Origin of the sequence: Gilliamella sp. App6-5 (assembly GCF_001690525.1) — a bacterium.
Classification (GTDB): domain Bacteria; phylum Pseudomonadota; class Gammaproteobacteria; order Enterobacterales; family Orbaceae; genus Gilliamella; species Gilliamella apicola_H.
This window is the reverse complement of the sequence record NZ_LZGT01000054.1, coordinates 1-15,240: the sequence shown is the minus strand read 5'-3', so window position 1 is coordinate 15,240 and position 15,240 is coordinate 1. Positions and strand designations below refer to the sequence as shown.

Below are 15,240 nucleotides of genomic sequence, written 5' to 3'. Positions count from 1 at the left end.
CTGGGGCTTTCCCAAATGTTTTAATCGCATCAGAAAGCTCGGCTATAAATGGAATCATAAACGGGTGTATCGGGTGTATTGTGAGTTAAAACTTAATATTAGAGCTAAACGTAAAAAACGTATCCCCCAACGAACACCAGAAAAGCTATTGGTTCCTAATAAACAAGGTGAATGTTGGTCAATGGATTTTATGAGTGATAGTAGCTGTAATCAACGTCGCTTTAGGACATTCAATGTCATCGATGACTTTAATCGTGAGGCGTTAGGTATTGATATTGCAGTAAGCTTACCAGCAGGAAGGATTACCCGTTACTTAGATAAACTGGCTGAATATCATGGGTATCCATTAAAAATACGCGTCGATAATGGACCAGAATTTACAGGAAAAACCTTTATAAACTGGGCTAAATCACATGATATAGCCATTGATTATATCCAGCCCGGTAGCCCATATCAAAACGGGTACATTGAACGATTTAATCGTACCTATCGTACTGAAGTACTCGATTTATATCTTTTTAACAACTTAGCACAAGCAAGGAGAATAACCGAAGAATGGTTAACGATTTATAACACCGAAAGACCGCATGAGGCATTAAATAACATGACGCCGATTGAGTATAAAACACTAAAACAAACAGCATGATTTTCTACTTGAATCTTGTACTAAGTTTGGGGTATTTACATAAATCCGAACATTAATAAATTTTCGTTTTGGGAATGGTTGACAAACAGTAAAGAAGAGCTGGATGAAATTGTTTTGCGTTCAGTTTTAAATCCAAAAAAAATGTTACAGAGTTCTGATTATCTGTTTGTTGACTACGAAAATAGGGATCCATCGATATCTGAGCAAGTTGGAAGTTCAATTGCATCTGTAGGAGCATTTTTTTCGTCTATGTCGAACTTTATTGAAATTGATGCGTTGCGACAAGCAGCACCTATGGTTCAATCGATATTAATAATGTCTATTATTATTTTATTACCTATCATTATTTTAATTGGAGGATTTGAACCAAAGACGATAATCACGCTAACATTTGTCATGTTTTCATTGATATTTTTAACATTTGTCTGGGAACTGGCACGTTTTCTAGATTCTAGACTGATTAATATTATGTATGAAAATAATGCTATTCATTTTATGTCCGATAAATGGAATATTAATAAATCGCTAGTTGATATTATTACGTCATTTGTATTTATTGGATTCCCTTTGATTTTACTTGCAGGTTTGTCGTGGGCTGGGTTTAAAGTTAGTTCAGGAGTAGAGAGTTTTATAAATAAAAGTTCAAGTAAAATGCAACAGGTAGGAAAAGATGGAATAAGTAAGGCTAAAAAAGGAAAAGACATTGCAATGAAAGTTGCAACAAAAGGAAAGAAATAGTTAAAATGTTAAATAATAGTAAGCTAATATAAATGGCATATTAGCTTATTATTTATAATAACCTTTTCTTTTATCACCACATTCTATCGCCATCGCTTGTGTAAGCATGACCGTCATCATCATAATACGATATTTCATTTTTTATTCTTTCTTCTTCTTCTTCTTCTCTTCTTTTTTCTTCTGCTGGTGTTTCCAAAAAGCATGGTAATATGTATAGTATACCTTTGAATATGAACAATATGAATTTTACAGAAACTGTTAAAATTTTTATAAATAATTCAAAACCGTCACTATTAAAAAGCATTTTATGGTTTGTGTCAGATTGTGTTGACTTATCTTTATTTTCCATTTTTATGTCTCTGATTAAAATTTATTCTTTTATATATAAAACATCTTTTATTTTGTGTCAATGCTAAATACTTAAATGGCAAAAACAAAGGGTAAAAGGGTAAGGAAAAAAGGGTAATGGTTATTAATGGTAATGGGCCATAATGGGAATGGCCCTACCTTGAAAAGGCTACGAGCAGAAAACCCAAAAGGATTTTGAGGGAAAGGGCTATTTAATACTTTATATTCATGAAAAAAACGAGCATTAGCCAAGTTAATACAGAAGAATATTTATTTTTTTAGTTCATCAAAAATAGAAGATGAACCATCAAATATATAATTTTATTAATTTAATCTGAATTGAGACATAAGAAAGATTATATTTAATAGTCCTTTCTTTAATTAAATTTTGCCAGAAAAATCACTAAATTTATTGTAACTAACATTGAATTCCGATTTTTGGAAAAATATTCAAACACAATGGTGATATGATGGCTTACTTGATTAAATTTGGTTATTCCTAATGGAAAAATATACAACTGATGTATTTAGGCAAGCTCGTATAAGCAGAGATCCTCGGTTTGATGGCAAAGTATTTATTGCTGTTAAAACAACAAAAATATTCTGTCGAACAATTTGTCCTGCAAAACTACCACTGGAAAAAAATGTTACCTATTATTTATCCAAAGAAGAGGCCCTTAGCGCAGGTTATCGTCCGTGTTTTCGTTGTAAACCAGAATTCTCGCCAAACTTTAACGAGCTTTCTCGTTACTCTGTATTTACGCAACAAGCTGTAAAGTTAATCCAATCAGGAGAAATGCTGACATCTAGTGTAGAGGATATTGCATCTGCCTTATTTACTTCCAGTAGAAATCTAAATAAAGCGTTTACAAAAAACTTAGGAATATCTTTAAAACAGTTTCAAAATATGACGAAAGCATTATTTGCGAGAAAGCTTCTATACTCATCAAATCTAAGTATTGTTGAAATATCGGAAGCGTGTGGATATAGTTGCGTTAGTGGTCTTTATAACCTGACTAATCGTTTTTTGAAAGTTCCAGTTCGAAAATTACTTAGTAAAACTAAGGATGGAGCGAAACAAACGATTGATTTAAAAATACCTTATATAAATTTTTACAATTGGGATTTTTTCCTCACATTTCAATCAAAAAGGCTTATTAGCAACATCGAAAGTATCGAAGGTAGAGTTTATCGACGCACAATAGAAATTGAAAATATCAAAGGCTACTTTGAAATCAAGTGCGAAGATCGTTCATTTATTATAACTTTATCTAGGTCATTTCTACCAAAAATAGCAGAAGTCTTACGAAAAATTTCAGTAATGTTTGATTTAAATTCAAATATTAATTTTATTGAAGATCAGCTTAAAAACTTATATCCCTCTGTAATAAAAAATAAAGGGTTGCATATTCCTGGTGTTTTTTCGCCATATGAAGCAGGAATTCGAGCCATATGTGGTCAACAAGTCTCTGTTTCCGCGGCGACAAATTTACTAAATCAATTTGTTTCTATTTTTCACAAAAAAGATGAACACGCAAATCATTATTTTCCCTTCCCAAAGGAAATCACAGTATCTGGATTAGACAGAATGAAAACGACTCAGTCCAAAAAAAATACATTATTTGCATTTTCTCAATGGTGCTGCGATTACGATATAAATTCACATATCGATAGTTTGGATCAAGTAAAAGGTGTTGGCCCGTGGACTATCAATTATATAAAATTAAGAGGAATGAATGCTTCAGATATTTGGATGGAAACAGATTTAGGTATAAAAAAAGCTCTCGATAAATATGAGCTTCGAAATAGTGATATCGCTGCACCGTGGAGAAGCTATTTGAGTATTCATTTATGGAGCAATTTGTGATGTATTTTGATCAACTTAAATGCCCAAAATCATTTCCTTTGCATTTTGCAAATATAATCGCTACGAATGAGCATATCATTGAGGTAATGTTTTCTAACTCAGCATTAGAAACTAATAAAAATGAAATCACTGAATTATGTAAACAGCAATTAATACTCTATTTTTCTAAAAAACTGACCGTTTTTTGTCTTCCTTTCATATCTCAGGGAACAATCTTTTCGTCCACTGTCTATGATGAATTACTCAAAATTCCTTTTGGTTACACTAGTTCTTATAAAGAAATAGCTATTTCTCTTGGTTCAAAAAATAAATCAAGAGCGGTTGGTCATGCTTGTTCATTGAACAAAATTTCTATTATTGTGCCGTGCCACCGTGTAATAAGCTCTGATGGTGGTTTGAAAGGTTATGCTGGTGGTCTGACAACAAAAAAATGGCTTCTTAACCATGAATCATTGCTCAAATAATAAAAATATTTCATATTTGGAGTATATAAAAAAGCCTTTTAAGCGATTACCAATATATCAATTTTGGTATCAAATTTATTATGTGGAAATGAATCGAAAAATATCGGATTTAAACCATTCCAAAAGAATAATTTATGATGATTTAGAACCCTATTCCATAATTTATGCTGCTCATTTTAAGGACAAGGTCGTTGCGACTATCAGGTTGATAGAGTCTGAGCAAATGCTTAATTCAAAATATAATTTGATGCTTCAATCTGTTACTAAAAATAATTATATATTTTTAACAAAATTGATGGTTTCAAAAAATTTTCGGTGCTTAGGTTTGGGTTGTAACTTGTTAGTTCAAGCGGAAAAATTTGCAAATTTAAGAGGTAAAAAAACAATCATTCTGGATTGCAATGATTATATGGTTCCATTTTTTTTAAAAAATGGGTTTTGTTTCACAAATATAACTACGGTTAAGAGCCCACACTACGGGGACGTTTATTTACTGAAAAAAGAGATTTAAATATGAAAACTTTATTAAAAGCAAAATTTGACAAAGATATTTATCGTAAAAGAATCAATAGGACAATTCCATTTTTAGGTGTTGATGAGGCAGCACAAGAGTCAGCACAACAAAAATTGTCACAAATGACAATAGGTATAGCAGGGGCAGGTGGAATTGGTGGAGCAATGGCTGTTAGATTGGCGAGATTTGGTGTCAAAAAAATCAAAATTGCAGACCCAGATACATTTGATTACAGTAACATAAATAGGCAATTAGGAGCATGTTTAGAGAATATTGGACAAAATAAAGCTCGTGTTGTAGGCGAAATGGCTTACAAATTAGCAGAAGATGTAGATATAGAAATTTATGAAAATGGAATAACTGAAGATAGTGCTGAAGATTTTGTACAGGGCTGTGACCTAATTTTAGATCAAGTCGATTTTAGTCTATTAAAAGAAAAATTTGCTTTACATAGAGCCTTTCGTAAAGAATCTCGTTGTCGAACGATTTTAGCTTGTTCTGTTATTGGATGGACGGCTCATCTTTATAAGTTTTTAAAAACTAGTATGCCGATTGAAAAATGGTATTCTTTCAAAAATGAAGAATCTATTAAAAGTTTGGCTGATAGTGATAAAACAGAACAAATGTTGAAGTTATGGGCACCTAGATTTCCTTTATACCCTTCTTTTGCAAAGATCATGCAATGGATAAAAAAAACAGATGCATTACCAATTTTTGCGGGTTCTCCACCTGTAGCGGAGGGGTTACTAACCCAACGGGCAATTTTGTGCCTTTTAAATATAGAATATCCCCCATACGCAGAAACCTTACCACCGATACCCTCAATTTATATATATGATGCAGCTCAGCTACAGGGAGGTATTTATTTCTCTGATGGGAGTATAAAAAAACAAATGGAAATTGATCAATTTAATGCTGAATTGGAGAAATTACTTAATGAAAAATAATAAAACACATTTTGATATTATTGAAAGTGCTAGCGTAACTTCTCTAATGCGTTATTTATTGTCTGGTGAAAATGAAAAAATTAAAAATCCCGATCATTATGGTGAGTACTTTGTGAATGGTAAATGGGAAAACTATCTTAGTGATATTGAAAAATTAAAACAAGAAATGCAAACAAAATTACCTGGATGTTTATATTATCATTTGATTAGAACATTAAAATTTGATGATTCGTTGAAAGCTTGGTTATCAGAACATAAAAATTCACAAGTAATAATTTTAGGTGCTGGCTTTGATTCAAGAGCTATCCGTTTTTCTGATACTTTAAATGACAGCAATACAAAATTGTATGAAGTTGATTTGAAAGCTATGCTTGAGTTTAAGAAAACAAAAATAGAACAGCACAATCTTATCACCAATAAGTATTATTCTCATATATTTTGTAATTTTAACGACTCTGATTTGACAAAATGCTTCATTGAAAACAAGGTTGATGCAAATACTCCAACATTGATTCTTTGGGAAGGCGTGACTTATTTTTTACCTGAAGAAATAATAATTTCAACACTAACTGAGTTGAAAGACTTTTTTTCTTCCGAATTACAAATTACGTTAGATTATGCTTATCAAGATTATATTGCTGGTAACTTGGATTTTTATGGTGCCAAAGAGCTTTATAATGTTTTGATTGAAATTGGTGAACCGCACTTTTTTGGGCTTAACTTTGATCAAAGTGAAAGCTTTTTTAAAGAACAGGGATACCTAATCAAGGAAAATTTATCAGCAATGATGCTTGAATCTAAGTATCTACGTGATAACTATGGTAATTCTGTTGGTTTGCCTCATGTTTTTAATGCAATGATCGATATCACTTATAATAGTAAAGGCTAAAATAAATTATGAATTATTCTACTTTCAAAGAGTTACACTCTAAAAAATCTTTTTTTGTTTTGGCTAATTGCTGGGATGTGCTCTCAGCAAGAATTTATGAGGAGGCTGGTTATAAAGCTTTAGGTACATCAAGTAGCGCATTATCGGCCACCAATAACGTGAAAGATGGTGAAAACATCACATTCTACACAGTTCTGCATAATGCTCAAAATATTTTAAAGGTAGTAAAAATCCCTTTATCTGTTGATATGGAAAAAGGGTATTCATCTCGAGTGACTGATATTGTCGATAACGTGATTAAACTAGCAGATATCGGATGTTCTGGGATTAATATTGAAGATTCGGAAATTAGTGGAAACTTACAATCCCCAACAAATTTTTCAAGAATTATATCGCTCATCAAATCAACATTGCTTGCCAAAGGGTTTCCTCACTTTGTTCTTAATGCAAGGACTGATACTTATTTGAGTCCATTTTGTCATGATAAATTGACAGAAACAATTGCTAGGGCTTCTGTATATAAAAGTGCTGGTGCCGACTGTTTATTTGTTCCAGGGTTAAGCAATTTAAGTGAAATTCGTGAGATTTCCGATGAAATAGCGCTCCCCTTAAATGTTTTAAATTTACCTAACATCAGTAACATAGATGATCTTCGGTTAGCAGGAGTCAATCGATTTAGCTTAGGAAACTCTGTATTTGACGAAATGTTAGCATATTTAGAAAAGTCGATTAATCGAACTATTCATAATAAAAATTACGCGAGTCATTACAGCCATGATCCACTGAATCTATTATTTAATTTAAAACCTATAACATTTCAAAAAAAATGATAATGTGGTAATGGTAATTACACTATCATCCAAGATTCGCTATTACCATTATTTAGCAGCTCTTGTTTCAGTTTTTTTGTTTGCTGTCTAGGAGTGACTAAGTTGTTGTTAGGATATCTTTTTGAATGGGATTAACCTAATTGACTCCATTTTATTGTCCAGTTTTGATATAGTACCAACTAATGGTCATTGCTCTAATTAATCAGAGTTTATTGTTAATTCAGATAAGATTGAGCCTCTTGAAAATCGTTATTGTATTTTGAAGTCAAATTAGTATACTAATCATGTTTCCGTTACTTTAAGTAACAAACAACGAGAAGATGATCATTAATTCTCAGACGCTGCCAATAAAATGGAGCGTTCCTTTTTTAAGGTGATCACATCCTAACAGCCAACAAACTCACTGTTTCTTGCAGGTTGGTAACATCTATTTGATGTTGAGTTTTTATAGACTATCACATTCACATATTGAGGAATACTCAATGTCTTATGCAATTACTTTTGACTTCGATACTAGTAGATTAGAGCACTATTATCCTGGTGTGTATACTAATGCTTATAAAGAAGTTAGAGATGAGTTAAAAAAGCTTGGTTTTGAATGGGAACAGGGATCTGTATATTTTGGTAATAGTAGTATTAATGCAGTAACTTGTGTTTTAGCCGTTCAACAATTGGGACAAAAGTTTAGTTGGTTTACACCTTCATTGAAAGATATTCGAATGCTAAGAATTGAGGAATACAATGACTTACTTCCAGCATTGGTGCAACAACGAGAACTAACTCATGCCTCATTAGAAAAAAATGAGATCCAAAATAAAACAAGAAAATTATTTTAATAAGTAATTAATTGTTTTTATCTTTTACCCATAGGGGAATATTTTCTCCTGTGGAAAGTATTCTCCTTTTTTATTCAACTTTTAATTAGGAGAATATCCATGTTAACTAACGAATACATACTTCTTTCAACAGAATATTTTCTTGCTTTAATCAATTGTGAAGCAACTATACCTGATGATGTATCATTAAGTTCAATCATTCAAGAATACTTACATAAGTCTTAATTTTAATGTGTCAACCAGGAGGGGGATTTTCACTCCTCTTGAGTGATATCTCCTGATTTTGTTTGAGGAGGTTTATTATTATGAGATGGTATTCAGAGCATAATATTCATACTAAATCTGAGTTAATTAATTTATTAATTGCTCCTGTTTATAGTGAACATTATGAAGAAAAAACATTGCAATTTCATGTTTGTAATGACTATATTCATGGAGTAACCATATTATGGTCATTAATTGAATTTAATGTCATAAACGATTATCGAAACATTTTACTGGCAGGTAAATACCGTTACATAAAATGTAATTTGATTAAAAAAATTGACGAGGCTTGGAGCTATTCATATTATTGTGAATTATCTTTTCCTCCTTATTATTCATGTCCACTTAATTACCTTGAATTAGCTAATTTTGAAGTAAATCACGAATGGCGAACTCAAGTTAGAAATTATCATCAACTACAAAAATAGTTTTCCTATTTCATTTAAACCAGCTTACTTTATTACGCATAAAGTAGTTGGTTTTTATTTTTACTTTTTATACTGGAGCATTAATATGATTTCAATACCTGGTGAATTAGTCATTACAACCAGAACGGGTAAATATGGCAATTTCAATGTCGCCAAGCTTTTTACGTCCATTGGTGAATTTTCTTTAAAAGATAATAAATTATTGGATCAGTATGAAGCTGGAAAATATGAAGGGTCGTTTGTGATTAAACAAATCAAATCTTCTTCATATAGTTATGGCAATCGTGTTGTTATTGAATGTTGTGCGTATATTGAAGATATGGATCTGGTTAATTCATCCAAATTAGATGAAGCAGATTCGGAAAAAATACATGTATCAGAAGACCCTATTTGTCAGACAGAGTCATCTGAAGTTCAGAAAGTTAATACTGAACATCAACATGAAGAAACTATGGTTACCTCAGGTTCAGGTGATGTTGAACTGTTTGGTATTTTATGGCCAATAGGTGATCAAGTTAAACTAGATTCAACGGAGGATCGCTTAAAAATACGTTCCCAGAAAAAACGTTTAATCGAACTTGGTTACCATTTTGACTATAAAAGCCAATGTTGGAATAAATTGCCAGAACAATTTTAACTTAACTTATCTATCTCTGGGGAGAAACAGGTCTTCCTAGAGATCGTTTCTCCTTATATTGATTTAAGGAGAAACTTTAATGAGTAACATTCTTACATTACAAGATATTCCTGATTTGAAATGTGATTGTTGTATTGCGAATAACGATTCGGAACTCATTTTTTTATCTGTATGGGGGAAAGATACCGCAATGCAGGAACTCTTTGCAAAACTTACGATTGGCGAAACAACTACATATGGTTTAACGGATATTAAGTTAAATCATCATCGAGTGTTTTTAGCTGAAGGAAAGTATTATGCAAAGCGCACATTGAAAGTAACTAAAACGTTATTTGGTTCGTTGATTCATGCTTTTATTTTTGATAAACGCATTATTGAGCCAAACCGTGATTCAAATTCAATGATCTCTATTTATAAGATAGAAGATGTTTCCACTAGACATAATCGTTACTTTGATGCAATTAAAACACTTTCATCTGTACCCATTTTAGAACATTGGGCTGACGAAATTGTGTCGATTGCTAAACAACAAGGAATGATTAAAGAACATAAAGCAATTGTTGGTGATATTGATGCAACAACAATCATTGTAAACGACACAATATTAACTCAAATCATGAGCCAAAAAATTCGTGATGGTATTTTAACTTTATCATAATCATAGGGAGTATTTATGGTTGCACTTATATCGCCGAGAGTGGCGCATAATTTTGCTAAAAATGGCTATTATCCAACGGATGATGCTACAACAAATGCAATTATTAGCCATTTTGTAAGAACTGATAATACTGCTATTCGAGTTTTAGATCCTTGTGTTGGTGAAGCTCGAGCAGCAAGTAATATTGCGTATTCACTTAGTCATAAAGCAAAACTATATGGTATTGAATACAATCGACATCGAGCAGAACTAGCTCAAAAATATTGTGATGTTTTGTTAAGAAGTGACTTATTTGATACCGTTATTTCACCTAATTCCTTTGGTTTATTATTCTTAAATCCACCATATGGAGATTTAACTAGTGAACATAATGGAGCAATTAAAAATTATCAGAAAGACTACAAACGACTAGAGAAAATATTCTATCGTTTTACGATTCCGTCGCTTCAGTATAACGGTATTTTAGTATTAATAATTCCGTTTACTCAGCTTGATGAGATGCTTTCAAATTGGATTGCAAATCAGTTCACTGATATTTCAATATTTACAGCTTGTGATAAACAATTCAAGCAAATTGTTATTTTTGGAAGAAAAGTTCGACAAAATGATATATCACTTCAGGAAAAAAATGATGTGAAGGCGAAATTTAAGGCTATTTTTGAAGGAGAAATTGTTCCTGATGAGATAGCTGTTACAAATAAGCCAATGTATCAAATTCCTGAGCTAGAAAGTGAAATTAAATCTTTCTATAAATTATCATTTACCGATGAAGAGTTAGGTCAGGAAGTTAAAAAGATAGGTGGATTATGGAATGACTTTAATCTTTTTTTCAAAAAATGTTGTGAACGCAAACGCAAACCGTTGTGTAAAATGTCGGATTGGCATTTATCGTTAGCACTAGCTGCTGGTGAAATCAATGGTATTGTAAAGTCTAACACAGGTAAAACCTATATTATTAAAGGTGATACTTATAAATCAAAGTCGAAAAATGTTGAAAATACGTTGGATGATAATGGATTTATTATTGAATCAAAAACAATTTTGACTGATAAATTTGTTCCTTCAATTAAGGCATGGGATTTCACTCCAAATTCTGAAACATTTGGTTCGTTATTTCTGATTTCGAACCGAGATAATGAAGCTGATGAATTGTGTGAAAATGATGGATGTCTTGAAAATAATCAATACAATTTGGTTATCACTGGAGAGATTTATTTTACACAAGGAGTTAAGTCCTTAACAGATAGTGATTTTAATATGGCACTTGCTGTTTCAAAAGCTCTCAGTCGTTATGAAAAAGGTGATTGGGGTAATGATATGGATGATAGTGACAAAAAATTAAATGATCGAGTTTTAAGGCAAGGACAAAAAAATGATCGCTTATTTGCAAGTTATAAGCTTTCTGATGATAAAAAACTATGGATTATTACCGAGTGGTTTGATTATAAGCAAGTTTTTATGACTACACTAATGCTGCCAAATGAGTATTAATTCCGTATTAATTAAAATATTAACCCACAAGGGATACAATCCCTTGTGGAGCTTGTATCCCTTTTTTTCTAAGGATTAAAAATGGAACAAGTAACATTAAATACACAAATTGATTTAAATAGTTTTATTAATGAATTTAAAGATTCATTATTGGATAGTTTGAATGCATCTAATCCTCCAGTTTACCTTCAGGATGATATGTCATTTGAACGACAATCAATTATGGAACAGTTAAAACGTAAACCATTTAGTGAACAAGCTAATGTTGTACAGGCTGTTACAAAATTGTTATTAGATCAGAATGAACCTGCAGCGATTATCAATGCTGAAATGGGAACAGGAAAGACAATGATGGCAATTGCTGTGGCAGCAGTACTTCACTATGAAGCCCAATATCGACGTAATCTGATAATTTCGCCACCTCATCTTGTATATAAATGGCGACGAGAAATTTTAGAAACGATACCAAGTGCAAGAGTATGGGTTTTAAATGGCTCAGATACACTTGTGAAGCTATTAAAATTGAGGCAAGAGCTTAAGTTAGGTATTACATCTAATGTGCCTGAATTTTACGTTTTAGGACGTGTTCGAATGCGGATGGGATACCACTGGAAACATGCACTGAAATCAAAACCTATTTACCAAAAGCAAAATATTCATGAACGTGGGGAAGTTAAAACAAAATACATAAAAAAAGACTGTGCTGCTTGTCCCGACTGTTATAATTTTTGTCGTGATGACGAGGGGGAGTTAATTCTTTTTAGCGATTTTGTTTTGAAAGAACATCGAACAACTTGTGTGAATTGCGGCAGTGCTTTATGGACTTTGATTAGACCATCAAATAACTCGAATTCTAGTTTTAGAGACAGAGTTAAAAAATCGATGTGTCAAATTCCGACAATTGGGCCAGTGAAAGCTGAATCTCTAATTAATAAATTTGGTGACGATTTTCTATCTGATCTGCTTGCGGATAATGCATCAGATTTTGTTAATCTTATGAATGAAAATGGTGAGTTTATTTTCACTGACAGACAAGCAATAAGAATGGAAAAAGCTTTAGCTAAACTTGAATTTGGTTTTGGCGAAGGTGCTTATCAAGCTACCGAATTTATCAAAAGATATTTACCACAAGGATTTTTTGATTTATTGATTGTTGATGAAGGTCATGAGTATAAAAATCAAGGTTCTGCACAAGGGCAGGCGATGGGTGTGCTTGCTAGCCAAGTTAAAAAGATTTTACTTTTAACTGGTACTCTTATGGGAGGATATGCAGATGACCTATTTTTTTTACTTTTTCGTGTATTAACGTCTAAGATGATTGAAGACGGTTATAAACCGAATAGCAGAGGTTCACTTGGTACCGCAGCAATGGAGTTTATGCGAGATCATGGAATCATTAAAGACCTATATACGGAAAGGCATGGAAATAGTCATAAAACAGCCAAAGGTAATCAGATTTCTCATCGAACACAAAAAGCTCCAGGTTTTGGACCAAAGGGTATTTTACGATATGTATTACCGTATACAGTATTTCTAAAGCTTAAAGATATTGGTGATAATATTCTCCCGAATTATACTGAAGAGTATATTGATATTCCAATGTCATATGAGCAAAGAAGTTATTACGATGATTTATCGAATAAACTTAAGAGTGAGTTGAGAAGTGCATTAGTGAAAAGAGATACTGTAAATACCCCAAACTTAGTACACAACTCATGTAGAAAATCATGCTGCTTGTTTTAGTGTTTTATACTCAATCGGTGTCATGTTATTTAATGCCTCATGCGGTCTTTCGGTATTATAAATCGTTAACCATTCTTCGGTTATTCTCCTTGCTTGTGCTAAGTTGTTAAAAAGATATAAATCGAGTACTTCAGTACGATAGGTACGATTAAATCGTTCAATATAGCCATTTTGATAAGGGCTACCGGGCTGGATATAATCAATGGTTATACCATGTAATTTAGCCCAGTTGGTAAAGGTTTTTCCTGTAAATTCTGGCCCATTATCGACCCGTATTTTTAATGGATACCCATGATATTCGGCGAGTTTATCTAAATAACGGGTAATCCTTCCTGCTGGTAAGCTTACTGCAATATCAATCCCTAACGCCTCACGATTAAAGTCATCGATGACATTGAATGTCCTAAAGCGACGTTGATTACGACTACTGTCACTCATAAAATCCATTGACCAACATTCACCTTGTTTATTGGGGACTAATAACCTTTCCGGGCATCGTGGAGGAATGCGTTTTTTACGCTTTACCCTGAGATTAAGCTTTAATTCACAATACACCCGATATACCCGTTTATGATTCCATTGATAGCCGAGCTTTCTGATACGATTAAAACATTTAGGAAAACCCCAGCGTAAATGCCGGTCTGTGACAGCATTCAACACCGAAATAATCACTGAATCATCCTGTAACTTAGGTTGATAATAGTAAGCACAACGGCTTAAGCCAACAATAGCACAACTCATAACAATAGTAACTGAATGATTTTGTTGTAGTTGCTGTGCCCACATTTTACGTGCCTTGGTGGGCACTAAAGCTTTTTTATGATTTCTTCCTGAAGCTGGGATTTTAAGCTCAGTTCGGCAAACATCTGTTTAAGCTTACGGTTTTCCGCCTCCAGCTCCTTTAAGCGTTTGATATCCGACGTTTCCATTCCGCCGTATTTTTCTCGCCATTTATAGAAAGTTGAATTACCCATGCCATATTTACGGCACAGTTCTTTAACGGGAATACCTGCCTCTGCTTCTTTTAAAATAGCGACGATTTGATGTTCAGTCATTTTTTTCATAATTAAATCCTCTTTTACTTTTATCATGGAGAATTTTCTACTTTTTTGCTGTACTATTTTAGGGGATAGTTACACAATGTACCCGTTTTGATATGGGCTACCGGGCTGGATATAATCAATGGCTATATCATGTGATTTAGCCCAGTTTATAAAGGTTTTTCCTGTAAATTCTGGTCCATTATCGACGCGTATTTTTAATGGATACCCATGATATTCAGCCAGTTTATCTAAGTAACGGGTAATCCTTCCTGCTGGTAAGCTTACTGCAATATCAATCCCTAACGCCTCACGATTAAAGTCATCGATGACATTGAATGTCCTAAAGCGACGTTGATTACGACTACTGTCACTCATAAAATCCATTGACCAACATTCACCTTGTTTATTGGGGACTAATAACCTTTCCGGGCATCGTGGAGGAATGCGTTTTTTACGCTTTACCCTGAGATTAAGCTTTAATTCACAATACACCCGATATACCCGTTTATGATTCCATTGATAGCCGAGCTTTCTGATACGATTAAAACATTTAGGAAAACCCCAGCGTAAATGCCGGTCTGTGACAGCATTCAACACCGAAATAATCACTGAATCATCCTGTAACTTAGGTTGATAATAGTAAGCACAACGGCTTAAGCCAACAATGGCACAACTCATAGCAATAGTAACTGAATGATTTTGTTGTAGTTGCTGTGCCCACATTTTACGTACCTTTGTGGGCACTAAAGCTTTTTTATGATTTCTTCCTGAAGCTGGGATTTTAAGCTCAGTTCGGCAAACATCTGTTTAAGCTTACGGTTTTCAGCCTCCAGCTCTTTTAAGCGTTTGATATCCGAAGTTTCCATTCCGCCGTATTTTTCTCGCCATTTATAGAAA

Annotated in this window: 17 protein-coding genes and 1 pseudogene; 14 read left to right on the top strand and 4 right to left on the bottom strand. The window is 33.0% G+C overall.

The window, feature by feature from the left end; genetic code table 11:
- Together A9G24_RS06970 and A9G24_RS06965 are read left to right on the top strand one after the other, a co-directional pair.
- Positions 1-646: IS3 family transposase (locus A9G24_RS06970; RefSeq protein ID WP_141673010.1), on the top strand; the 646-nt coding region annotated here is incomplete at its 5' end.
- Positions 647-724: 78 nt separating this feature from the next.
- A complete protein-coding gene (locus A9G24_RS06965; protein WP_065638366.1) occupies positions 725-1,384 on the top strand; it encodes a conjugal transfer protein TraG N-terminal domain-containing protein in 660 nt (219 codons plus the stop codon).
- A gap of 73 nt (positions 1,385-1,457) precedes the next feature.
- Here A9G24_RS06965 and A9G24_RS06960 read toward each other — a convergent pair whose 3' ends face one another.
- Positions 1,458-1,733, bottom strand: coding sequence for a hypothetical protein (locus tag A9G24_RS06960; RefSeq protein ID WP_065638365.1), 276 nt, complete (start codon positions 1,731-1,733; stop codon positions 1,458-1,460).
- A 501-nt stretch (positions 1,734-2,234) separates the two neighbouring features.
- Here A9G24_RS06960 and A9G24_RS06955 point away from each other — a divergent pair.
- The 12 genes and pseudogenes from A9G24_RS06955 to A9G24_RS06900 all read left to right on the top strand — a co-directional run.
- Positions 2,235-3,599 carry a DNA-3-methyladenine glycosylase 2 gene (locus A9G24_RS06955; protein WP_065638364.1) on the top strand — a complete coding sequence of 455 codons (1,365 nt, stop codon included), beginning with the start codon at positions 2,235-2,237 and terminating at the stop codon, positions 3,597-3,599.
- A complete protein-coding gene (locus tag A9G24_RS06950) occupies positions 3,599-4,063 on the top strand; it encodes a methylated-DNA--[protein]-cysteine S-methyltransferase (RefSeq protein ID WP_065638363.1) in 465 nt (154 codons plus the stop codon). The genes A9G24_RS06955 and A9G24_RS06950 overlap by 1 nt, the downstream gene beginning before the upstream one ends.
- Positions 4,044-4,574 carry a GNAT family N-acetyltransferase gene (locus A9G24_RS06945; RefSeq protein ID WP_065638362.1) on the top strand — a complete coding sequence of 177 codons (531 nt, stop codon included), beginning with the start codon at positions 4,044-4,046 and terminating at the stop codon, positions 4,572-4,574. The genes A9G24_RS06950 and A9G24_RS06945 overlap by 20 nt, the downstream gene beginning before the upstream one ends.
- A gap of 2 nt (positions 4,575-4,576) precedes the next feature.
- On the top strand, positions 4,577-5,524 hold the full coding sequence (locus tag A9G24_RS06940) for a ThiF family adenylyltransferase (protein ID WP_065638361.1): 948 nt from the start codon (positions 4,577-4,579) through the stop codon (positions 5,522-5,524).
- Positions 5,514-6,413 (top strand): class I SAM-dependent methyltransferase, encoded by a 900-nt coding sequence (locus tag A9G24_RS06935; protein WP_065638360.1) that lies wholly within the window; start codon positions 5,514-5,516, stop codon positions 6,411-6,413. Before A9G24_RS06940 ends, A9G24_RS06935 begins: the two co-directional genes overlap by 11 nt.
- 8 nt (positions 6,414-6,421) lie before the next feature.
- Positions 6,422-7,243: an isocitrate lyase/PEP mutase family protein gene (locus A9G24_RS06930; RefSeq protein WP_065638359.1), complete on the top strand. Its 822-nt coding sequence runs from the start codon at positions 6,422-6,424 to the stop codon at positions 7,241-7,243.
- A 482-nt stretch (positions 7,244-7,725) separates the two neighbouring features.
- The gene (locus tag A9G24_RS06925) at positions 7,726-8,079 is read left to right on the top strand and encodes a hypothetical protein (RefSeq protein WP_065638358.1); all 354 of its coding nucleotides are present in this window, start codon (positions 7,726-7,728) and stop codon (positions 8,077-8,079) included.
- Between the two features lie 305 nt (positions 8,080-8,384).
- Entirely contained in the window at positions 8,385-8,771 is a 387-nt protein-coding gene (locus A9G24_RS06920; RefSeq protein ID WP_065638357.1) for a hypothetical protein, read from the top strand.
- An 85-nt stretch (positions 8,772-8,856) separates the two neighbouring features.
- Positions 8,857-9,408 carry a DUF3275 family protein gene (locus A9G24_RS06915; protein WP_065638356.1) on the top strand — a complete coding sequence of 184 codons (552 nt, stop codon included), beginning with the start codon at positions 8,857-8,859 and terminating at the stop codon, positions 9,406-9,408.
- A gap of 79 nt (positions 9,409-9,487) precedes the next feature.
- On the top strand, positions 9,488-10,066 hold the full coding sequence (locus A9G24_RS06910; protein ID WP_065638355.1) for a hypothetical protein: 579 nt from the start codon (positions 9,488-9,490) through the stop codon (positions 10,064-10,066).
- Between the two features lie 15 nt (positions 10,067-10,081).
- On the top strand, positions 10,082-11,557 hold the full coding sequence (locus tag A9G24_RS06905; protein WP_065638354.1) for a DUF6094 domain-containing protein: 1,476 nt from the start codon (positions 10,082-10,084) through the stop codon (positions 11,555-11,557).
- An 81-nt stretch (positions 11,558-11,638) separates the two neighbouring features.
- Positions 11,639-13,243 (top strand): annotated as a pseudogene (locus A9G24_RS06900) (SNF2-related protein); the annotation flags it as partial.
- A 39-nt stretch (positions 13,244-13,282) separates the two neighbouring features.
- Here A9G24_RS06900 and A9G24_RS06895 read toward each other — a convergent pair.
- The 3 genes from A9G24_RS06895 to A9G24_RS13345 all read right to left on the bottom strand — a co-directional run.
- A protein-coding gene (locus A9G24_RS06895; RefSeq protein WP_442902758.1) for an IS3 family transposase occupies positions 13,283-14,364 on the bottom strand; the annotation gives its coding sequence in 2 pieces (ribosomal slippage) (positions 13,283-14,121 and positions 14,121-14,364; 1,083 coding nt in all).
- 69 nt (positions 14,365-14,433) lie between these two features.
- Entirely contained in the window at positions 14,434-15,066 is a 633-nt protein-coding gene (locus tag A9G24_RS06885) for a DDE-type integrase/transposase/recombinase (RefSeq protein WP_065638352.1), read from the bottom strand.
- Between the two features lie 20 nt (positions 15,067-15,086).
- A partial coding sequence (locus tag A9G24_RS13345) for a transposase (RefSeq protein WP_141673101.1) occupies positions 15,087-15,240 on the bottom strand: 154 nt, incomplete at its 5' end.